The sequence below is a fragment of the Kitasatospora sp. NBC_00458 genome (assembly GCF_036013975.1).
Taxonomy (GTDB): domain Bacteria; phylum Actinomycetota; class Actinomycetes; order Streptomycetales; family Streptomycetaceae; genus Kitasatospora.
Genome location: NZ_CP107904.1, coordinates 3,771,290 through 3,790,991, shown reverse-complemented (window position 1 = coordinate 3,790,991; position 19,702 = coordinate 3,771,290). Strand labels below are relative to the sequence as shown.

The following is a 19,702-nucleotide window of genomic DNA, read 5'->3' as shown; positions in this document are numbered from 1 at the left end:
CCGGCGTGTCCGGGCCCTCCGGGAGAGAAGCAGTGGTCAACGATTGCGCCGAGCGGCCGCCGGTCAAGGACGGCCCGGCCGACGGGTACGTCCGGATCCGGCTCGACCTCGCCTACCAGGGCGCCGAGTTCTCCGGCTGGGCCCGCCAGCGCGGCGGCCGCCGCACCGTCCAGGAGGAGATCGAGACCGCGCTGCAGATCGTCACCCGCAGCCCGGAGCACTACCCGCTGACCGTGGCCGGCCGCACCGACGCCGGAGTGCACGCCCGGGGCCAGGTCGCCCACGTCGACCTGCCGGACGGGCTCTGGGCCGAGCACGGCGGGAAGCTGCTCCGCCGGCTGGCCGGGCGGCTCCCCGGCGACGTCCGGATCTACCGGGTGAGCGAGGCCCCGGCGGGCTTCGACGCCCGCTTCTCGGCGATCTGGCGCCGCTACGCCTACCGGGTCGCCGACCACCCCGGCGGGGTCGACCCGCTGCTGCGCGGGCACGTGCTCTGGCACGACCGGCCGCTCGACGTCGACCGGATGAACGCCGCCGCCGAACTGCTGCTCGGCGAGCACGACTTCGCCGCGTACTGCAAGAAGCGCGAGGGCGCCACCACCATCCGCACCCTGCTGGAGCTGCACTGGGACCGCGTCCCGGTGGACGGCTACGCCGCGCAGGAGGGCTCGCTCGCGGTCGCCACCGTCCGGGCCGACGCCTTCTGCCACAACATGGTGCGGGCACTGGTCGGCGCGATGCTGCTGGTCGGAGACGGGCACCGGCCGGTGGAGTTCCCCGGCGAGGTGCTGGCCGGCGGCGTCCGCAACTCGGCGGTCAACGTGATCCGGCCGTACGGGCTGACCCTGGAGGAGGTCGGCTACCCGCCGGACGAGCTGCTCGCCGAGCGCAACCGCGCGGCCCGCCGGATGCGGACGCTGCCCGGTCAGCCGGCGGTCGGTTAATCCGTTTTGGTCCTGGGCGAGGGCTTGGGAGAATCGTCCCCATGGGACACGTCGAGATTTCGCACCTTGAGTACTACCTGCCGGACGGGCGGGTGCTTTTCGACGACGCGTCCTTCCGGGTCGGCGAGGGCACCGCGGTCGCCCTGGTCGGCGCCAACGGCGCCGGCAAGACCACCCTGCTGCGCATGATCGCGGGCGACCTCCAGCCGCACGGCGGCTCGGTGACGATCAGCGGCGGGCTCGGCGTGATGCGCCAGTTCGTCGGCACCACCGGCCGCGAGGGCGCGCAGGACGACGAGGACCGGCAGGGCCCGGCCCCGCTGCCCGCCGACGCCTCCGTCCGCGACCTGCTGGTCTCGGTGGCCCCCGAGCGGATCGCCGTCGCGGCCCGCGCGGTCGACGCCGCCGAACTGGCGATGATCGCCCAGGACGACGAGAAGACGCAGATGGCGTACGCCCAGGCGCTCTCCGACTGGGCCGACGTCGGCGGCTACGACTACGAGACCGACTGGGACGTCTGCACCATGGCCGCCCTCGGCGTGCCGTTCGACAAGGCCCAGTGGCGCGGCCTCAACACGCTCTCCGGCGGCGAGCAGAAGCGCCTCGTCCTGGAGGCGCTGCTGCGCGGCCCCGAAGAGGTGCTGCTGCTGGACGAGCCGGACAACTACCTGGACGTCCCCGGCAAGCGCTGGCTGGAGGAGGCCATCAAGGCCACCTCGAAGACCGTGCTCTACATCTCGCACGACCGCGAGCTGCTCTCGCGGACCGCCGAGAAGATCATCAGCGTCGAGTCCGGCGCGGCCGGCAGCAGCGTCTGGGTCCACGGCGGCGGCTTCGACTCCTTCCACGAGGCCCGCAAGGACCGCTTCGCCCGCTTCGAGGAGCTGGGCCGCCGCTGGGACGAGGAGCACGCCAAGCTCAAGAAGCTGGTCGTCACCCTGCGCCAGGCCGCCTCCGTCAGCCACGCGCTGGCCACCCGCTACGCGGCCGCACAGACCCGGCTGAAGAAGTTCGAGGAGGCCGGCCGCCCGGAGGAGCCGCCGCGCGAGCAGAACATCACCATGCGGCTCAAGGGCGGCCGTACGGGTGTCCGGGCCTTCAGCATGGAGCAACTGGAGCTCACCGGCCTGATGAAGCCCTTCGACCTGGAGGTCTTCTACGGCGAGCGGATCGGGGTGCTCGGCTCCAACGGCTCCGGCAAGTCGCACTTCCTGCGGCTGCTCGCCGGGGACCCGACGGTCGCGCACAGCGGCAGCTGGAAGCTCGGTGCCCGGGTGGTGCCCGGCCACTTCCGACAGACCCACGCGCACCCGGAGCTGGTCGGCCGCACCGTCCGCTCGATCGTCGAGGAGGAGCACGCGCTCAGCCGCGGCGCCGCGATGGGCGTCCTGCGCCGCTACGAGCTGGACCGGCAGGAGGAGCAGAAGTTCGAGTCGCTCTCCGGCGGCCAGCAGGCCCGGCTGATGATCCTCAAGCTGGAGCTCTCCGGGGTGACGGCGCTGCTGCTCGACGAGCCCACCGACAACCTGGACCTGGAGAGCGCGGAGGCGCTGCAGGCGGGGCTGGAGGCCTTCGACGGCACCGTGCTCTGCGTCACGCACGACCGCTGGTTCGCCAGGTCCCTCGACCGCTTCCTGGTGTTCGGCGCGGACGGCCGGGTGTACGAGTCGGCGGAGCCGGTCTGGGACGTCACCCGGGTCGAGCGGGACCGCTGACCTGGGCGGATCCGGTCGCGGCCGGTCGTGACCGGCTGCGGCCGGTGCCGGCCGGCGGTGGTGGACGGCGGCCCGCGGCCGACCGTTTCCCACCGTTTCCGACCCGGAACGACCGGTTCGGACCCCGGTCCGACCGGGGCCCGGACCGGGGCGGTCCGGGCCGTCCGGGCGGAGGTTCCGGCGGGCGGATTTTGACCCTCCCCGGTGGGCCCGGTAGCCTGGGCGCTTGATGTGCGTATTGGCTCGCTCTATCTCACGTGAGAGGTCGGTACGCCGGAGATATCAGGTCGACCACCCAGCGGCCCCCCTTGAATTGCGTCCAAGGCGGCCAGGCTGATGCCCTCGACCCGGTGCTCCTGTCAGGACTCACTCACTGAAAAGCAGAGGCTACGACCGTGCGTACGTACAGCCCCAAGCCCGGCGACGTCCAGCGTCAGTGGCACGTCATCGACGCGACCGACGTCGTGCTCGGCCGCCTGGCCTCCCAGGCCGCCAACCTCCTCCGGGGTAAGCACAAGGCGATCTACGCGCCGCACGTTGACACCGGTGACTTCGTCATCATCATCAACGCGGACAAGGTGCACCTGTCGGGCAACAAGAAGACCCAGAAGCTGGCGTACCGCCACAGCGGCTTCCCGGGCGGTCTCCGCTCGGTCCGCTACGACGACCTCCTGGCGAACAACCCGGAGAAGGCCGTCGAGAAGGCCATCAAGGGCATGATCCCCAAGAACAGCCTGGGCCGTCAGATGCTCTCCAAGCTGAAGGTCTACTCGGGCGACCAGCACCCGCACGCTGCCCAGCAGCCGGTCCCGTTCGAGATCACCCAGGTCGCGCAGTAATTCGGCCACCGAGCCCCCCAACACTGAAAAGAGCTGAGGAACACCGTGGCCGAGACCACCGAAACCCTTGAGGTCGACTTCGACGAGACTGTCGTCGAGGGCGAGTACACCTCCGAGGAGAGCTACACCTCCGAGTCCCTGGCCGGCCGCTTCGGCGAGGCCGTCCCCGGCGCCGGCCTCGGCCGTCGCAAGGAGGCGATCGCCCGCGTGCGCATCGTCCCCGGCACCGGCCAGTGGAAGATCAACGGCCGCACCCTGGAGAACTACTTCCCCAACAAGGTGCACCAGCAGACCGTGAACGAGCCCTTCAAGCTCCTGGAGCTCGACGGCCGTTACGACGTGGTCGCCCGCATCACCGGCGGCGGCGTGTCCGGTCAGGCCTACGCGCTGCGCCTCGGCGTGGCCCGCGCCCTGAACGAGGCCGACGTGGACAACAACCGCGCCGCCCTCAAGAAGGCCGGCTTCCTGATGCGTGACGCGCGTGCCGTTGAGCGCAAGAAGGCCGGTCTCAAGAAGGCCCGCAAGGCGCCGCAGTACAGCAAGCGCTAGTCGCGCCCCGGGGGTGCGTACCGCCCTGGTGGTGCACGCCCCCGGACGCGCTCTCACGCCCCGGAGTACTTCGCGTACTCCGGGGCGTCGTGCTCCCCGGCCATTGTGCGGAAGCCGGGGATTCGATCGGATTCACTGCAAGGCATTGCGGCGATGGAGGACGGGACAGTGGGACGACTCTTCGGTACGGACGGCGTACGCGGTGTGGCCAACGAAGGACTGACGGCCGAGCTGGCGCTCGGGCTGTCGGTCGCGGCGGCACACGTGCTCGGCGAGGCGGGGGCCTTCGACGGCCACCGGCCGGTCGCGGTGGTCGGCCGTGACCCGCGCGCCTCGGGCGAGTTCCTGGAGGCCGCGGTCATCGCCGGCCTGGCCAGCGCGGGCGTCGACGTGCTGCGGGTCGGGGTCCTGCCCACCCCCGCGGTGGCGTACCTCACCGGCGCCCTCGGCGCGGACTTCGGCGTGATGCTCTCCGCCAGCCACAACGCCATGCCGGACAACGGCATCAAGTTCCTCGCCCGCGGCGGCCACAAGCTGGACGACCGCATCGAGGACGCCATCGAGGCCCACTACCGGACGTACTCCGTCGGCAGTGACGAGTGGAAGCGCCCGACCGGCGCGGCCGTCGGCCGGGTCCGCGAGTACACCGAGGGCTTCGACAAGTACGTCGCCCACCTGATCGGCGTGCTGCCCAACCGCCTGGACGGCATCCGGGTCGTCATCGACGGCGCGCACGGCGCGGCCGCGTACGTCGCCCCCGAGGCCTTCGCCCGGGCCGGCGCCGAGGTCGTCCACACCCTGGGTGCCGAGCCCACCGGCCTCAACATCAACGACGGCGTCGGCTCCACCCACCTGGACCGGCTGCGCACCGCCATGCGCGAGTACCAGGCGGACCTCGGCATCGCCCTCGACGGCGACGCCGACCGCTGCCTGGCCGCCGACGCGGACGGCGACGAGGTCGACGGCGACCAGATCATCGCGATCCTCGCGGTCGCCATGAAGGAGGCCGGCTCGCTGCGCCGCAACACGGTCGTCGCCACCGTGATGTCCAACCTGGGCTTCAAGCTGGCGATGGAGCGCGAGGGCATCGAGCTGGTCGAGACCGCCGTCGGCGACCGGTACGTGCTGGAGGCGATGAAGCAGCACGGCTTCGCGCTGGGCGGCGAGCAGTCCGGCCACGTCATCCTGCTCGACCACGCGACCACCGGCGACGGCACGCTGACCGGCCTGATGCTCGGTGCCCGGCTGGCCGCCACCAAGCAGCCGCTGGCCGACCTGGCCGCCGTGATGACCCGGCTGCCGCAGGTGCTGATCAACGTCAAGGGCGTCGACAAGAGCCGGGTGAACACCAGCGAGGAGCTGGCCGCCGCCGTCGCCGCGGCCGAAGCCGAGCTGGGCTCCACCGGCCGGGTGCTGCTGCGGTCCTCCGGCACCGAGCCGCTGGTCCGGGTGATGGTCGAGGCCGCCGACGAGTCGCAGTCCAAGGCCGTCGCGGAGCGGCTCGCCGAGGCGGTCCGGACGTACCTGGGCTGACCGCCCCGCCGCGTGCCGGAGGGCCCCCGCCTCGGCGGGGGCCCTCCGGCGTGTCCGGGGTCCTCGGCGCACCCGGGCCGTCCGGGGTGCGTCCGGTGCGTCCGGGCCGTCCGGTGCGTCCGGACCCTTCGGCGCGCCCGGGGCCGTCCCGGGCACGCCGCCTCAGAGCTTGCGCAGCAGCGCCCGGCGGACCTTGTGGTCCGAGCCCTTCTGCAGGATCAGCGTCGCCCTGCCGCGGGTGGGCAGCACGTTCTCCAGCAGGTTCGGCTTGTTGATGGTGCGCCACACCTGGCGGCCGTACTCCATCGCCTCCTCCTCCGGCACCTCGGTGAACCGGCGGAAGTAGGAGTTCGGGTCCTGGAAGGCCGTCCGGCGCAGCTTGCGGAACCGGTCCAGGTACCAGCTCTCGATGTCGTCGGTGCGGGCGTCGACGTAGATCGAGAAGTCGAAGTAGTCGGTCACCGCGAGCCTGGTCCGGCCGTCGTTGCCGGGCAGCGCCGGCTGGAGCACGTTCAGCCCCTCGACGATCAGGATGTCCGGGCGCTCCACGGTGAGCCGCTCCCCGGGCACGATGTCGTACACCAGGTGCGAGTAGACCGGGGCGGAGACCCTCTCCTTGCCGGCCTTCACGTCCGCGACGAACCGCATCAGCGCCCGGCGGTCGTACGACTCGGGGAAGCCCTTGCGGGCCATCAGCCCGCGTCTGCGCAGCTCGGCGTTGGGCAGCAGGAACCCGTCCGTGGTGACCAGCTCGACCCGGGGGTGTTCCGGCCAGCGGGCCAGCAGCGCCTGCAGCAGGCGGGCCGTGGTGGACTTGCCGACCGCGACCGAGCCGGCCACCCCGATGATGAACGGGGTGCGGGTGCGCTCGGTGTCCCCGGTGTCCAGGAACGTGCCCAGCGCGCCCCGCAGGTCGTGCGTGGCGTGGATGTAGAGGTTCAGCAGCCGGGACAGCGGCAGGTAGACGTCACGGACCTCGTCCAGGTCGAGGGCGGTGCCCAGGCCGCGCAGCCGTTCCACCTCCTGCGCGGTCAGCGGCAGCGGCGTACGCTCGCGCAGCGCGCTCCACTCGGCCCGACTGAGGTCCACGTAGGGGGACGGCGACGGGCCGGGCGTGGTGGCGCCCCGCGTACACAGTTCGGTCAGCACATGCTCCATTGTGAGCCGTAGCGCCGTTCGTGGTGGTTGTGGTGTCGGTCACGCGCTGTGGGCGAACCGCGCGAATGGGGCGTTCGGAGCGCCCTTATGCTGGCACGCATGTGCGGAATTGTTGGATACGTGGGCTCCCAGCCCGCGCTTGACGTAGTAATCGCAGGCCTGCAGCGACTGGAGTACCGGGGTTACGACTCCGCCGGTGTCGCGGTGCAGGTGCAGGGCTCCGACGGGCAGTGGAGCCTCGCCACCGACAAGCGGGCCGGAAAGCTCGCCAACCTGGAGAAGTCGCTCGCCGAGACCCCTCTTCCCGGCGGCACCACCGGCATCGGGCACACCCGATGGGCCACCCACGGCGGCCCGACCGACGCCAACGCCCACCCCCACCTGGACGACGCCCTCCGGGTGGCCGTGGTCCACAACGGCATCATCGAGAACTTCGCCCAGCTCCGGGCCGAGCTGGCCGAGCGCGGCCACACCCTGCGCTCGGAGACCGACACCGAGGTCGTCGCCCACCTGCTCGGCGAGCTCTACGACGGCGACCTGGCCGAGGCCATGCGGGCGGTCTGCCGCCGCCTCGACGGCGCCTTCACCCTCGTCGCCGTGCACGCGGACGCGCCCGACGTCGTCGTCGGCGCCCGCCGCAACTCGCCGCTGGTGGTCGGGCGCGGCGAGGGCGAGAACTTCCTCGCCTCCGACGTCGCCGCCTTCATCGCGCACACCCGCGAGGCGATCGAGCTGGGCCAGGACCAGGTCGTCGAGCTGCGCCGCGACGCGGTCACGGTCACCAACTTCGACGGCACCCCGGCCGAGGTGCGCGAGTACCACGTCGACTGGGACGCCTCCGCCGCCGAGAAGGGCGGCTACGACTACTTCATGCTCAAGGAGATCGCCGAGCAGCCGAAGGCCGTCGCGGACACCCTGCTCGGCCGGATCGGCTCCGACGGCCGGCTCACCCTCGACGAGCTGCGGATCTCCGACGCCGACCTGCGGTCGGTCGACAAGGTCGTCATCGTCGCCTGCGGCACCGCGTTCCACGCGGGCATGATCGCCAAGTACGCGATCGAGCACTGGACCCGGATCCCCTGCGAGGTGGAGGTCGCGTCCGAGTTCCGGTACCGCGACCCGATCATGGGCCCGGGCACGCTGGTCATCGCGATCTCGCAGTCCGGCGAGACCATGGACACCCTGATGGCGCTGCGGCACGCGCGCGAACAGGGCGCCAAGGTGCTGGCGATCTGCAACACCAACGGCTCCACCATCCCGCGCGAGTCGGACGCGGTGCTGTACACGCACGCCGGGCCCGAGGTCGCGGTCGCCTCCACCAAGGCGTTCCTGACCCAGCTGGTCGCCTGCTACCTGGTCGCGCTGTACCTCGGCCAGGTGCGCGGCACCAAGTGGGGCGACGAGATCCTCGCCGTCATCAAGGAGCTCGGCGACGCCCCGCGCCAGGTCGAGCAGGTGCTGGAGACCATGGAGCCGGTGCGCGAGCTGGCCCGCTCGCTGGCCGACGCGCGCTCGGTGCTCTTCCTCGGCCGGCACGTGGGCTTCCCGGTGGCCCTGGAGGGCGCGCTCAAGCTCAAGGAGCTCGCCTACATGCACGCCGAGGGCTTCGCGGCGGGCGAGCTGAAGCACGGGCCGATCGCGCTGATCGAGGAGGGGCTGCCGGTCGTGGTGGTCGTCCCGTCGCCGCGCGGGCGGTCGATCCTGCACGACAAGATCGTCTCCAACATCCAGGAGATCCGGGCCCGCGGTGCCCGCACGATCGTCATCGCGGAGGAGGGCGACGAGGCGGTCGTCCCGTACGCGGACCACCTGATCCGGATCCCGGTCACGCCGACGCTGCTGCAGCCGCTGGTCTCCACCGTGCCGCTGCAGGTCTTCGCCTGCGAGCTGGCCACGGCCAAGGGCCACGAGGTCGACCAGCCGCGCAACCTGGCGAAGTCGGTCACCGTCGAGTAGTCCGTCCCGTCCGTCCCGTCCGTCCCGTCCGTCCGTTCGGTGCCCCCGTGGTGGCTGCGTCCTACCGCGGGGGCACCTTGCTGTCCGGGGGCGGGGCGGGGGTATCGGGGGCGGGCGTCGGGCCCGGTGCCCGGCCGGGGGCGCTGCTCCAGGTTCAGGGCTACTTCAGGGGGGCCGTGTCCAGGGTGAACGAGAACGGCGCGGGCAGGTCGATCGGCTTGCCGAAGTCGACTTGGACGTGGGCGGTGTAGTCCTCGCCCTCCGGGTCGGTGAAGAGGGTGACCTTGCCCTCGCCCCGGTCGACCAGCAGGTAGCAGGGGACACCGGCCGCGGCGTAGCCGTTCCGCTTGGGGCCGCGGTCCTTGCCGGGGTTGGTGGAGGTGATCTCGAAGACCAGCAGGACTCCCGCTGCGGGGGCCCAGCTGCCACTGTTCTCGAAGTGGCCGACCCTGCTGACCGTCCCGTCCGGGATGAAGCGGCCCTTGGGCGTGATCAGGCCCTTGTTGCCCGACAGATCGAACTCGATCTCGGCCTTGCGCATGAACTGCCGGTTGATGAGCGAGAACGCGGTTTCATGAGATCCGTCCGGTGGCGGGGTCACGACGATCTCCCCTTCGATGAGTTCGGCCTTGAATCCGGGCGGCGTGTCCAGCTCCAGGAATGCCTGGATGATGCCGTCCTGGTCCGTCGGACGCTCGATTGCCGGCATGGCGACCATGGCCCTTCTCCCTCCTGCTGGTCCGTGCCGAGCGACACGGTAGGTGTGCGGAGCGCAGCCGGTGGGGGATCGAAGTGGGTGTCACTCGAAAGTGTGCCGTAAAGCCTCGGGGCCCGCGGGGAGGTCGGTCGCGTAGCGTCGGCGGTAGCCGTCGTCCGTCCCTGCCATCCGTCGTCGAAGACCGGGGGATCCCGTCATGCGCAGTGCTCACCGTGTCGAGCAGGTCCGGGCCGCCGAGGCCGAACTGATGGCCGGGCTGCCGGAGGGCACCCTGATGCAGCGCGCCGCCGTCGGCCTCGCCGCGACCTGTGCCCGGCTGCTGACCCGCAGGCGCGGCCGCGTCTACGGCAGCCGGGTGGTGGTGCTGGCGGGCAGCGGCGACAACGGGGGCGACGCCCTGTACGCGGGCGCGGCGCTGGCCCGGCGCGGCGCCCGGGTGACGGCGGTGCTGACGGCACCCGGGCGGGCCCACGCCGGGGGCCTCGCGGCGCTGCGGTCGGCGGGCGGTCGGGTGGAGCCGGACCAGGAAGTCGGCCTGGCCGACTTCTCGCGCGCGGACCTCGTGCTGGACGGCATCGTCGGCATCGGCGGTCGCGGCGGTCTGCGGCCGGAGGCACAGCCGTACGCGCGGGCCGGCCGGAACGGGCCGGTGGTGGCCGTGGACGTGCCGAGCGGGGTGGACGCCGACACCGGTGAAGTGGCGGGCGTGGCCCTGCGGGCGGACGTGACGGTCTGCTTCGGCACGTACAAGCCGGGGCTGCTGATCGACCCGGGAGCCTCGTACGCGGGGGCGGTGCAGCTGGTGGGGATCGGCCTGGCCCTGCCGCCGGCCGACGTGGCGGCGCTCCAGCACGCCGACGTGGCCGCGCTGCTGCCGGTGCCGGGGGCGGAGAGCGACAAGTACCGGCGCGGGGTGGTGGGTGTGGCGGCCGGCTCGGCGCGGTACCCCGGGGCGGCGCTGCTCGCGGTGGCCGGGGCGCTGCACGGAGGCGCGGGAGCGGTGCGGTACGTGGGGACGGCGGCGGAGGACGTGGTGCGGCGGTACCCCGAGGCGCTGGTCACCGAGGGCGGACCGGCCGGCGCCGGACGGGTGCAGGCCTGGGTGGTCGGGCCTGGCGGGGGAGAGGGGGCGGAGCGGGCGCTCGCCGAAGCGCTGGCGAGCGACGTCCCGGTGCTGGTGGACGCGGACGGGCTGACCGAGCTGGCCCGCCTCGGGCCGCAGGCGCTGGCCGGGCGGACGGCGCCCACGCTGCTCACCCCGCACACGGGCGAGGCGGCCCGCCTGCTGGCGGGCGCGGGGCGTGGGGTTGAGGCGGGTGGGGTTGAGGCCGGTGGGGGTGCGGGCGCCGGAGCCGGAGCCGGTGCCGGTGCCGGTGCGGGGGAGAGGGCGAGCGGGGGCGGCGAGGTCAGGCCGCCGGCCGCCGACGAGCTGGCCGCCGCCCGGCTGGTCACGGCCCGCCGGCTCGCGGCCGCGTATCGGGCGACGGTGCTGCTGAAGGGATCCACCACGGTGGTCGCCGACCCGGGCGGCGGGGTGCGCGTCAACCCGACCGGCAGCTCCTGGCTTGCCACCGCGGGAAGCGGCGACGTGCTCGCCGGCCTGGCCGGCTCACTGCTGTCCACCGGGCTCTCCCCGTTGGACGCCGCCGCGGTGGCCGCGTACCTGCACGGACTCGCCGCCCGCCGCGCGGCCGGCGCCCCCGGCGCCCCCATCACCGCCCTCCAGGTGGCCGCCGCCCTCCCCGACGCCTGGCGCGACGTCCGGACGGCGTCGAGCCAGGCGAGCTGACGCCGGAAGGAATATGCCGACCGGTCTACATAGTGTGCTGTCCGGTGCGCTTTGCCTCGCTTGTTCGCTGCGCAGGAAGTCGGACCGGCCGACTTCCTGCGCAGTACTTCGGGGCGCAGGGGTGGAGGGGCAGAGTAGGTAGACCGGTCTGCATATTTTTGGGAAGCAAGGGGCGGGCGGGTGCGGCGCGGCGCGGCGGGGAAGCCGGGGTGAGCGCGCGGGTGAGGCTGCGGGTGGGCGGATGCGGATGGCGCGATGGGGAGCGGGCGCGTGGGTGTGCGGGTGCTCGGGTGTCGACGGTGATCGCGTGGATGTGCGGGTGGCCGGCGGGTGTGGCGGGGTGGGGCTGGGAGTACGTCCGGGTGGGCGGTTGTGGCGTGGCGGGAGTGAAAAGTCGGGCCCGCCGACTTTCTGTGCAGCGGCGTGGTGGCGGGGGTGTGCGCACGATCGGGCGCCCACATAAATAGGTGGACCGGTCTACATATTTTCTGGGACGGGCGAGGCGTTGGGCGGGTGCCGGTGGAGCAGGAAGTCGGACCGGCCGACTTCCTGTGCGGCGTGCGGCGTGCGGCGTGCGGCATGCGGTGCGCAGGCTCCCGAGGGCGGCGCCAATAAGTAGACCGGTCTGCATATTTCCCCCGGGGTAGGGGCGAGCCGGATGGTGGGCGCAGGGGCAGGTGGGGCGGGCGGGTGGTGGCCCGCGGGAACCGGGGGGTGATTCGTGGGCGTCCGGTGAGGGGTGGCGGGTCGTGCGAGCCGGTCGGTGGGGATGCCCCGGGGCGGCGTGCCGACGGGCCGTTCGGCGAGGACCCTGGGACGTCTGGGAGACTGACCCTGATGACAACTGCGAACACGATCGCTACGGCCACCCTCACCGACGGAGCGCGGGCCGAGGCGATCATCGATCTGGCCGCCCTGCGGGGCAACCTCGACGCGCTGCGCGAGCGCATCGGCGGCGCCACGGTGATGGCCGCGGTCAAGGCGGACGCCTACGGCCACGGCGCCCTGCGGTGTGCCCGGGAGGCGGTTGCCGCAGGTGTCGGCTGGCTGGGCACCGCGACGCCGGAGGAGGCGCTCGCCCTGCGTGCCGCGGGCATCCGCCCGGACCAGGCCCGCGTCCTCTGCTGGCTCTGGACCCCCGGCGGCCCCTGGCGGGAGGCGCTGCTCGCCGACATCGACATCTCGGTCAGCGGTCGGTGGGCGCTGGACGAGCTGCTCGCCGCCGTCCGCACCACCGGCCTCCCGGCCCGCGTGCACCTGAAGGCCGACACCGGTCTGGGCCGCAACGGCTGCCAGCCGCACGACTGGCCCGAGTTGGTCGCCGCCGCCCGCCGTGCCGAGCTGGACGGCCTGCTCACCGTGGTCGGCGTCTGGTCGCACTTCGCGGCCGCCGACGAACCGGGGCACCCGTCGATCCAGGCCCAGCTGGACGCCTACCGCGCCGCGCTGGTCACCGCCGAGGCGGCCGGCCTGCGCCCGGAGGTCCGCCACCTGGCCAATTCGCCGGCCACCCTGCTCCTGCCGCAGTCGCACTTCGACATGGTCCGTACCGGCCTGGCGATGTACGGGTTGTCGCCCGTTCCGGAGGTCGGTTCGCCGGCCGACTTCGGCCTGCGCCCGGTGATGTCGCTGACCGCCCGGCTGGCCCTGGTCAAGCACGTGCCCGGTGGGCACGGCGTCAGTTACGGCCACCACTACACCACCCCCGGCCCGACCACGCTGGGCCTCGTCCCGGTCGGTTACGGCGACGGGGTCCCCCGGCACGCGAGCGGCATCGGTCCGGTGCAGATCGACGGCAAGTGGCGGACGGTGGCAGGCCGGGTGGCGATGGACCAGTTCGTCGTCGACCTCGGCGGTGACACCCCGGCGGTCGGCGACGAGGTGCTCCTGTTCGGCAACGGTGACCGCGGCGAGCCGACCGCCGAGGACTGGGGCCGCGCCTGCGGCACCATCTCCTACGAGATCGTGACCCGGATCGGCTCCCGGGTGCCGCGCCGCTACGTCGGCGGTTCGGACGGGGAGCTGCTCGGATGAGTGGGCAGCCCGGCTCCGACCCGGTCACGACGGTGGCCAAGGCGGCCGGGAAGGCCGTCGAAGCGGTGGCGGACGCGGCGTCCGGCGCGAACCCCGGAGTGAGCCGGGCGGGCCTGATCGGCATCTCGGTCGGCGTGCTCGCCGCCGGCGCCGCGGCCGGCGTGGCGATCGAGCGGCTGACGGTCGGCCGGGCGATGCGCCGCCGGGCCCGCGCCGAACTGGACGCGAAGGCCCCGTACGGCTCGCTGCGCGGTCGCCCCCGCACGGTGGCCGCCGCCGACGGCACCGAGCTGTACGTGGAGCTGGACGGCACCGGCTGGCCGGATGAACAGCAGGATGAACGGCCGGGCGGCCCGCCGGTCGGCGGCGCGGAGCCGCTGACCGTGGTCTTCTGCCACGGTTACTGCCTCAGCCAGGACAGCTGGCACTTCCAGCGCGCCGCGCTCCGCGCCGGCCTGCGGCTGGTCTTCTGGGACCAGCGCAGCCACGGCCGTTCGGAGCGCTCCCGCTCCTACCTGGCGGGTGAGCCGGCCGGCATCGACCAGCTGGGCGGCGATCTGAAGGCCGTCATCGACGCCGTCGCACCCACCGGCCCGCTGGTCCTGGTCGGCCACTCGATGGGCGGCATGACGGTGATGGCGCTGGCCGACCAGCACCCGGAGCTGTTCCGCGAGCGGGTCGCCGGGGTCGGCCTGATCGGCACCCTGGCGGGGAACTGGGACGCCGTCACCCTCGGCCTGCCCGCGGCGGGCGCCAAGCTGTTCAAGAAGGTCGCGCCGGGCATGGTGCGGCTGCTCGGCCGTCAGGTCGACCTGGTCGAGGCGACCCGCCGGCTGGGGGCGGACGTCAGCGCCGTGTTCTACCGGCGGTTCTCCTTCGGGGGGAAGGACGTCGACCCGGGCGTGGTCCGGTTCGCCGAGCAGCTGCTCGACGCGACCCCGATCGACGTGGTGGCGGAGTTCTACCCGGTCTTCGCCGCGCACGAGAAGACCGAGGCACTGGGCGCCCTGCGCGGTGTCCCGACCCTGGTGCTGACCGGCACGAAGGACCTGTTGACCCCGCCGGGCCACGGCGAGGTGATGGCCGGGCAGCTGCCGGGCGCCGAGCTGGTCCTGGTCGAGGACGCCGGGCACCTGGTAATGCTGGAGCGCCCCGACGTCGTCGACCGCCGGCTGGTGAACCTGCTGGAGCAGGCCGCCGCCTACCGGGGGGCCGCCCCGCTCCCGGCCTCGTTGCGCGAGTCGGTCCAGGAGCCGTCCGCCAAGCCGGTCGAGTGACGAGAGACCATGTCGGCCGTGGTGCGTCGTCATGAACTGTCGGATGCCGAGGTCGGACGCCGAGTGGGCCGCGTCGTCGCGGTTCCCGCCCGCACCGGTGGTGCGGGGCGTCCACGGTCGGACGACCGGGTGGTGCTGAACGGGATCGTGTGGAAGTGGTGCTCCGGCACGTCCTGGCGGGACGGGCCGAAGCCGTAGGGCTCATGGCGGAGCCTGCGCAGACGTTTCCGCAGGTGGGCACCGGACGGCACGTGCTCCCGGCTGCGCCGTGCGGTCCGGGCGGAGAAGGGCCCGGCCGCGGACATCGGCCGGCTGGCGTCGGTCGACGCGAGGGTCGTGCGGGTCCGTCGGCACGCCGTCGGGATAACGGGGCGCGCGACCGGGGCGACGCGGGTGAAACGCCCCCGGCCGATCCGGTGGAGGACCGAGCGCCGAGCTCCGCACGGCCTGCGACGGCCGGGGCCGCCTGCTCGGCTTCGTCCTGACCGGCGGCGACGCCGACGACTGCACCCGCCTCGAAGCCGTCGCGGCGGCGGTCCGGGGTCCGAGAACCGGTGCGGGCCGCTCACGCACTCGGCCCGGCCACGTGATCGCCGACAAGGGCCACGGCTTCCGCAGGATCCCCACCGGCCTGCGCGGACGCGGCAGGCGACGTCGACGAACCCTGTTCCGACCGACCGACCGACCGAAGCGGTGCCGGGGTCCGGCCGACCGCTGCGACAAGACCCGCGATTCCGTGCCAGGCCCCCGTCGCCATTGCCTCGTTCCCGCGCTGGATCTGAATCCTTGGAGACGGTTCCTGGGCTTGTCTGACGATTCGCGTCGCATCAGCGCGGGGGCTCCCCCCCGGCCGGAGGCTCGGGGGAGGACACCCGGTCGCCGGGCGCGGGCCGGACGCGGCGGGTTGGGCTGCGGCGGGTTCGGGTGCGGACGGGGTCCTGCCGGAAAGGTGGTGGCCCGGCCCCTCACCAGCAGGGGCCGGGCCACCGGTTCGTGGTGCGCGGGGCGTCAGGCGCTCGCGTTGCCCTTGCGGCGGCGCAGCACGACGAGCGTACCGACACCGGCGGCCAGCACGGCACCGCCGATCAGCGCGATGCCGGTGGTGTCGTCGCCGCCACCGGTGGTGGCCAGGTTGCTGCCGCCGGACGGGCGGGCGGCGGCCTTCGCCTTGGCCTTGGCGATCGCCTCGGCGGAGGGCCGCGGCTTGTTCGACGCCACCTTCTGGAGGGCGGCGGCGTCGGGGAGGGTGATCTGCGCGGCGCCACCCGTGCTGCCGGTGCCGGTGCCGGTGCCGGTGCCGCCGGTCGTCGGGGTGCCGGTGGCGCCGGGCGCGACGGTGGCGGAGGCGGTGGCCGAAGGCGAGGAGGACGCGGACGCCGTCGTGGTGGCGGACGGCGTACCGGTCGGGGTGGCGGTCGGCGAGGCGGTGCCCGTGGCGGTGGCCGTGGCGGTGGCCGTGGCCGACGGCGTACCGGTCGGGGTACCGGTGGCGGTCGGCGAGGCCGTGGCCGTGGTGGTCGGCGTGGCCGTGGCGGTGGCCGACGGGGTGGCGGTGGCCGTGGTCGACGGCGTACCGGTCGGGCTGCCCGTGGCGGTCGGCGAGGCGGTCGCGGTCGCGGACGGGCCGGTGGTCGCGGACGGGCTGGCCGACGGGCCGGCCGTCCCCTGGCCGGCGCCGATGACCACGAAGTTGCCCTTGGGGCCGAGGGCCGAGCTCGGCCCCTCCGCCGGGTCCTCGTCCGGGTCGTCGAAGAACAACGACAGCCGGGCGACGGCGTCGTCCGCGACGGCGTCGGCGGTCAGCGACAGCTTGAGCTGGAAGGTGAGCGACTCGCCGTTCGGCAGGTAGAGCAGCTCGCCGAGGTCGAGCGTCACGGCGCGCAGGCCGGTGCCGACGACCGACGGGGTGGCGTCCCGCCAGGCGTGGGTGTCGATGTCCTGGAACTGGAGCTTGACCTGGGCGGCGGTCAGCGTGCTGCGCTCGGAACCGAACATGATCATCGGCTCGATGATCATGTCGCGCCCGGAGGTGTTGCTGATCTCGGCGCTGAAGGCGACGGCCGGGGCGCCCGCGACGACGCGGACCGGGAAGTTCTTGAACGCCAGCACCGGCGGCGCCTGCGGCTCGGAGGCGGCCTGCGCGGCGGCGAGGGCGGTGCCGGTCGCGGGCGCGGCCAGGGCGGCGGGGGCCGCCGCGATGACGGAGGCCGTGGCCAGGGCGGCGGCGGGTATCGCGAGACCGCGACGGAGCTTCATCGGTGTGACCTCATCGGGAGGCCGGGCAGTCGGGGTGCCCGGAACGGGGGATCCGGACGGTGTGCGGGAGGCTGCCCCGGTGATCCGGAAAAAGGTTCGGAATCAGGACCGTAGCGCCTTGCTGGGAACTTCCTGGGAGCGGGTCCCCGCAGGTCGGCGGGCTGACGCCGACAAAGAAGGGCAGATCTGGTCAGAACGGTCACCGCGGCCCCGAGCGGCCTCCGCCACGAGCCCGCCACGAGCCCGCTGCGGGTACGGCGCGAGCCCGCCGCGACCCCGCCGCGGGTACGGCGCGGGCACGGCCGGGGATGTGGCACGGTAGCGGGGGCGCCCGACGGTCGGTGCGCCGCTGTACGGACCGAAGGGCTTGATTCGCACATGGGCTCGCACGCCACTCTCACCGTCGCCACCCCCGAGCGGATGGGCCGGCTCGGCCGGGAGCTGGCCGCGCTGCTGCGGCCGGGGGACCTGGTGCTGCTCTCCGGCGAGCTGGGTGCCGGGAAGACCACCCTGACCCGGGGGCTGGGGGAGGGGCTCGGGGTGCGCGGGGCGGTCACTTCGCCGACCTTCGTGATCGCCCGGGTGCATCCGTCGCTGGTCGGCGGACCCGCGCTGGTCCACGTGGACGCGTACCGGCTGGGCGGGGACCTGGACGAGATGGAGGACCTCGACCTGGACGTCTCGCTGCCCGAGTCGGTGGTCGTGGTCGAGTGGGGCGAGGGCAAGGTCGAGCGGCTCTCGGAGGACCGGCTGGAGGTCCGGATCGAGCGGGCGATCGGCGCCGGCGCGGAGGGGGGCGACCTGGACCCGCGCCAGGTGGGGCTGACCGGCATCGGCGGCCGCTGGGACGGTGTGGAGCTGTCCGTGCTGGCCTGACGGGGACGGGACCGTCGGGCCTTCCCGACAGCCTGTCGGGAAGATGTTGCGGGCCGGGTCCCGGGCGTGGTGGGATGGGTGCTGCGGTTAGGTCTGCCTAACTAGGGAGGCGCCATGTCGAGCACCACCCCCGCCCCGGAGCGCGCGCCGCGCGGTGCCGGAGCCGGAGAGCCCGCCCGCCGTGACCGGGGAGGCCCGATGCGGGCCCTGCTGGCCGCCTGTGCCGCGGCGGAGGCGGTCTCCACCCCGCCGGGCCGCTGCCCGGCCGAGGGCGACGCCGGGAAGGCGGGTGCGGCGGATGCCGCGGCCGCCCGGGAACCGGTGGACACGCACGAGCACCGGACCCGCCGGGCCGCGTAGGACCGCGGACGGAACCCGAGGCGTGGACGCGCCGGGCGGACGCGCGGCACGGGCGCGCGGCACGGAGCGCAGCACGGACCGCGGGGCCCGGCGCGGTCAGGCGATCACGACCACCTTGGTGCCGTTCGGCGCGAAGTCCCAGAGGAGCTGGCCCTCCTGCCGCCCGCTGCGGATGCCACCGGTCTTGGCCTTCGGGTCGGTGGTCGGCGTGCCGGTGGCGCCGTCGACGGCCGCGCTGAAGCCGAACACCACGCCGTTCTGCTGCGCGAAGCGGACGACGTGCTCGATCTGCCGGCCGTCCGTGCCGGTGGTGGTGGGCGTCCGGCTGTACACGGGGTAGCTGCCGGGAGCCGGCTCGACCGTGCCGGGGGTGACCGGGAACGCGGCCACCACCTGCGGGGTCTTCTTGGGGTCGACCAGCCAGACGTAGTGGCCGCCGACCGAGTACACGACCCGCAGCCCGGTGCCCGCGCCGGTGGTGGGCAGCGCCGGTACGGTCGGCGTGGGGGAGGCGGTCGGGGTGGCCGTGGCGGCCGGCCCGCTGGACGAGGCCGCGGCGCTCGTGCTGGGACTCGCGGCGACCGCGCGGTCCTGCGCGCCGTTGGCCTGGAAGGCCAGCAGGCTCACCACTGCCAGGGCCCCCAGGGTCAGCCCCGTGACCACCACTCCAGGACCCATCTTCGCCACGTGCTGCTCCCACCGCCGTCCCAAAACCGTCGGCCCCATCGTGCCAGGTCCGTCCGTCCGGTCCGCATCGTGCCGGACGTGTGTTCCGGACCGGCGCTGGTTTTCGATCGGGCGGAGCAGATGATCGGAGCAGATGCCCGGGTCGCGGCCGCGTGGTCGTGGTCGCGCTCGGTGTGATGCGCGTCGCCGGGACCGACGCCGGGACCCGGGCCCCGCCCGGCGGGGACGGCAGCGGCGGGCGGGGACGGGCGGCCCGGTCACCCGCCGACCGGTCTAACCTTGACCCGTGCTGCTGCTCGCGTTCGACACCGCTACCCCCGCCGTCACCGCCGCCGTCCACGACGGCACCGCGGTCCTCGCCCAGACCGACCAGGTCGACGCCAGGCGTCACGGCGAACTGCTGTTGCCCGCCATCGACCAGGTGCTGCGGGCGGCCGGTGTCGACAAGCACCGGCTGACCGGCATCGCCGTGGGCGTCGGCCCGGGCCCCTACACCGGCCTGCGGGTCGGTCTGGTGACCGCCGCCGCCCTGGGCCACGCGCTCGGGATCCCGGTGCACGGCGTCTGCACCCTGGACGCGATCGCCCACCAGGCCCGCGCCGAGGGGTTGTCCGGCGAGGCGTTCACGGTGGCCACCGACGCGCGCCGCAAGGAGGTCTACTGGGCCTCGTACGACGCCGGGGGCCGCCGGACCGAGGGCCCGGCGGTGGACCGCCCGGCCGAGCTGACGCCGCTGCCGCGGGCGGTCGGCGCCGGTGCGCTGCTCTACCCGGACGCCTTCCCCGGCGCGCACGGCCCCGAGCACGTCTCGGCCGGCGCGCTCGCCGGCTTCGCCGCCGCCGAGCTGGCCGCCGGACGCGAGCTGCTGCCCAACGCCCCGCTCTACCTGCGCCGCCCGGACGCCCAGGTGCCGGCCGGCTACAAGGCGGTGCTGCCGGCGTGACCGGTCCGAGTACCGCCGGCCCGGCCACCGCGGACCCGGGCGCCACGGTGCCCGCGCCGGGCGCCCCG

General features: G+C 73.9%; 16 protein-coding genes. 12 read left to right on the top strand and 4 right to left on the bottom strand.

Going from position 1 to position 19,702, the window contains the following annotated elements; all coding sequences use genetic code 11:
* The first annotated feature begins 32 nt into the window (after positions 1–32).
* The 5 genes from truA to glmM all read left to right on the top strand — a co-directional run bounded on the left by truA (position 33) and on the right by glmM (position 5,580).
* Entirely contained in the window at positions 33–944 is a 912-nt protein-coding gene (gene truA / locus OG550_RS15235; protein ID WP_327677845.1) for a tRNA pseudouridine(38-40) synthase TruA, read from the top strand.
* A gap of 41 nt (positions 945–985) precedes the next feature.
* Entirely contained in the window at positions 986–2,659 is a 1,674-nt protein-coding gene (locus OG550_RS15230; RefSeq protein ID WP_327677844.1) for an ABC-F family ATP-binding cassette domain-containing protein, read from the top strand.
* Positions 2,660–3,054: 395 nt separating this feature from the next.
* Positions 3,055–3,498, top strand: a complete 444-nt coding sequence (gene rplM, locus OG550_RS15225) for a 50S ribosomal protein L13 (protein WP_030055846.1) — start codon at positions 3,055–3,057, stop codon at positions 3,496–3,498.
* Positions 3,499–3,543: 45 nt separating this feature from the next.
* A complete protein-coding gene (gene rpsI, locus OG550_RS15220) occupies positions 3,544–4,047 on the top strand; it encodes a 30S ribosomal protein S9 (protein ID WP_327677843.1) in 504 nt (167 codons plus the stop codon).
* Positions 4,048–4,215: 168 nt separating this feature from the next.
* A complete protein-coding gene (gene glmM / locus OG550_RS15215; protein WP_327677841.1) occupies positions 4,216–5,580 on the top strand; it encodes a phosphoglucosamine mutase in 1,365 nt (454 codons plus the stop codon).
* Positions 5,581–5,742: 162 nt separating this feature from the next.
* Here glmM and coaA read toward each other — a convergent pair whose 3' ends face one another.
* Positions 5,743–6,738 carry a type I pantothenate kinase gene (gene coaA / locus OG550_RS15210; RefSeq protein ID WP_327677839.1) on the bottom strand — a complete coding sequence of 332 codons (996 nt, stop codon included), beginning with the start codon at positions 6,736–6,738 and terminating at the stop codon, positions 5,743–5,745.
* 99 nt (positions 6,739–6,837) lie between these two features.
* Here coaA and glmS point away from each other — a divergent pair, with 99 nt between their 5' ends.
* Complete coding sequence (gene glmS, locus OG550_RS15205) at positions 6,838–8,694, top strand: glutamine--fructose-6-phosphate transaminase (isomerizing) (RefSeq protein WP_327677837.1); 1,857 nt, start codon at positions 6,838–6,840, stop codon at positions 8,692–8,694.
* A 160-nt stretch (positions 8,695–8,854) separates the two neighbouring features.
* Here glmS and OG550_RS15200 read toward each other — a convergent pair whose 3' ends face one another.
* Positions 8,855–9,412 (bottom strand): Uma2 family endonuclease, encoded by a 558-nt coding sequence (locus OG550_RS15200; RefSeq protein ID WP_327677835.1) that lies wholly within the window; start codon positions 9,410–9,412, stop codon positions 8,855–8,857.
* Between the two features lie 196 nt (positions 9,413–9,608).
* Between OG550_RS15200 and OG550_RS15195 the strand changes: the two genes are divergently transcribed.
* The 3 genes from OG550_RS15195 (at position 9,609) to OG550_RS15185 (ending at position 14,512) form a co-directional block, all read left to right on the top strand.
* The gene (locus OG550_RS15195) at positions 9,609–11,201 is read left to right on the top strand and encodes an NAD(P)H-hydrate epimerase (RefSeq protein WP_327677833.1); all 1,593 of its coding nucleotides are present in this window, start codon (positions 9,609–9,611) and stop codon (positions 11,199–11,201) included.
* Positions 11,202–12,038: 837 nt separating this feature from the next.
* Positions 12,039–13,235: an alanine racemase gene (alr, locus tag OG550_RS15190; protein ID WP_327677831.1), complete on the top strand. Its 1,197-nt coding sequence runs from the start codon at positions 12,039–12,041 to the stop codon at positions 13,233–13,235.
* Complete coding sequence (locus OG550_RS15185) at positions 13,232–14,512, top strand: alpha/beta fold hydrolase (protein WP_327677829.1); 1,281 nt, start codon at positions 13,232–13,234, stop codon at positions 14,510–14,512. Before alr ends, OG550_RS15185 begins: the two co-directional genes overlap by 4 nt.
* 1,008 nt (positions 14,513–15,520) lie before the next feature.
* Here OG550_RS15185 and OG550_RS15180 read toward each other — a convergent pair.
* The gene (locus OG550_RS15180) at positions 15,521–16,768 is read right to left on the bottom strand and encodes an LPXTG cell wall anchor domain-containing protein (protein WP_327677827.1); all 1,248 of its coding nucleotides are present in this window, start codon (positions 16,766–16,768) and stop codon (positions 15,521–15,523) included.
* A 378-nt stretch (positions 16,769–17,146) separates the two neighbouring features.
* On the opposite strand from OG550_RS15180, the gene tsaE reads away from it, so the two are divergent.
* Together tsaE and OG550_RS15170 are read left to right on the top strand one after the other, a co-directional pair.
* Positions 17,147–17,644, top strand: a complete 498-nt coding sequence (tsaE, locus tag OG550_RS15175; protein ID WP_327677825.1) for a tRNA (adenosine(37)-N6)-threonylcarbamoyltransferase complex ATPase subunit type 1 TsaE — start codon at positions 17,147–17,149, stop codon at positions 17,642–17,644.
* Between the two features lie 114 nt (positions 17,645–17,758).
* Complete coding sequence (locus OG550_RS15170; protein WP_327677823.1) at positions 17,759–18,004, top strand: hypothetical protein; 246 nt, start codon at positions 17,759–17,761, stop codon at positions 18,002–18,004.
* Between the two features lie 96 nt (positions 18,005–18,100).
* Here the strand turns inward: OG550_RS15170 and OG550_RS15165 are convergent, their stop codons facing one another.
* Positions 18,101–18,682, bottom strand: a complete 582-nt coding sequence (locus OG550_RS15165; protein WP_327683903.1) for a hypothetical protein — start codon at positions 18,680–18,682, stop codon at positions 18,101–18,103.
* Positions 18,683–18,977: 295 nt separating this feature from the next.
* Here OG550_RS15165 and tsaB point away from each other — a divergent pair, with 295 nt between their 5' ends.
* Positions 18,978–19,634 carry a tRNA (adenosine(37)-N6)-threonylcarbamoyltransferase complex dimerization subunit type 1 TsaB gene (tsaB, locus tag OG550_RS15160; protein ID WP_327677821.1) on the top strand — a complete coding sequence of 219 codons (657 nt, stop codon included), beginning with the start codon at positions 18,978–18,980 and terminating at the stop codon, positions 19,632–19,634.
* Positions 19,635–19,702: the final 68 nt, after the last annotated feature.

Bases quoted from the DNA above. Each gene is read 5' to 3' on its own strand.
- OG550_RS15180 (WP_327677827.1), bottom strand. From the start codon at position 16,768: ATGAAGCTCCGTCGCGGTCTCGCGATACCCGCCGCCGCCCTGGCCACG.
- OG550_RS15170 (WP_327677823.1), top strand. From the start codon at position 17,759: ATGTCGAGCACCACCCCCGCCCCGGAGCGCGCGCCGCGCGGTGCCGGA.
- alr (WP_327677831.1), top strand. From the start codon at position 12,039: ATGACAACTGCGAACACGATCGCTACGGCCACCCTCACCGACGGAGCG.
- OG550_RS15230 (WP_327677844.1), top strand. From the start codon at position 986: ATGGGACACGTCGAGATTTCGCACCTTGAGTACTACCTGCCGGACGGG.
- tsaE (WP_327677825.1), top strand. From the start codon at position 17,147: ATGGGCTCGCACGCCACTCTCACCGTCGCCACCCCCGAGCGGATGGGC.
- OG550_RS15195 (WP_327677833.1), top strand. From the start codon at position 9,609: ATGCGCAGTGCTCACCGTGTCGAGCAGGTCCGGGCCGCCGAGGCCGAA.
- coaA (WP_327677839.1), bottom strand. From the start codon at position 6,738: ATGGAGCATGTGCTGACCGAACTGTGTACGCGGGGCGCCACCACGCCC.
- OG550_RS15200 (WP_327677835.1), bottom strand. From the start codon at position 9,412: ATGGTCGCCATGCCGGCAATCGAGCGTCCGACGGACCAGGACGGCATC.
- glmS (WP_327677837.1), top strand. From the start codon at position 6,838: ATGTGCGGAATTGTTGGATACGTGGGCTCCCAGCCCGCGCTTGACGTA.
- OG550_RS15165 (WP_327683903.1), bottom strand. From the start codon at position 18,682: ATGGGTCCTGGAGTGGTGGTCACGGGGCTGACCCTGGGGGCCCTGGCA.
- OG550_RS15185 (WP_327677829.1), top strand. From the start codon at position 13,232: ATGAGTGGGCAGCCCGGCTCCGACCCGGTCACGACGGTGGCCAAGGCG.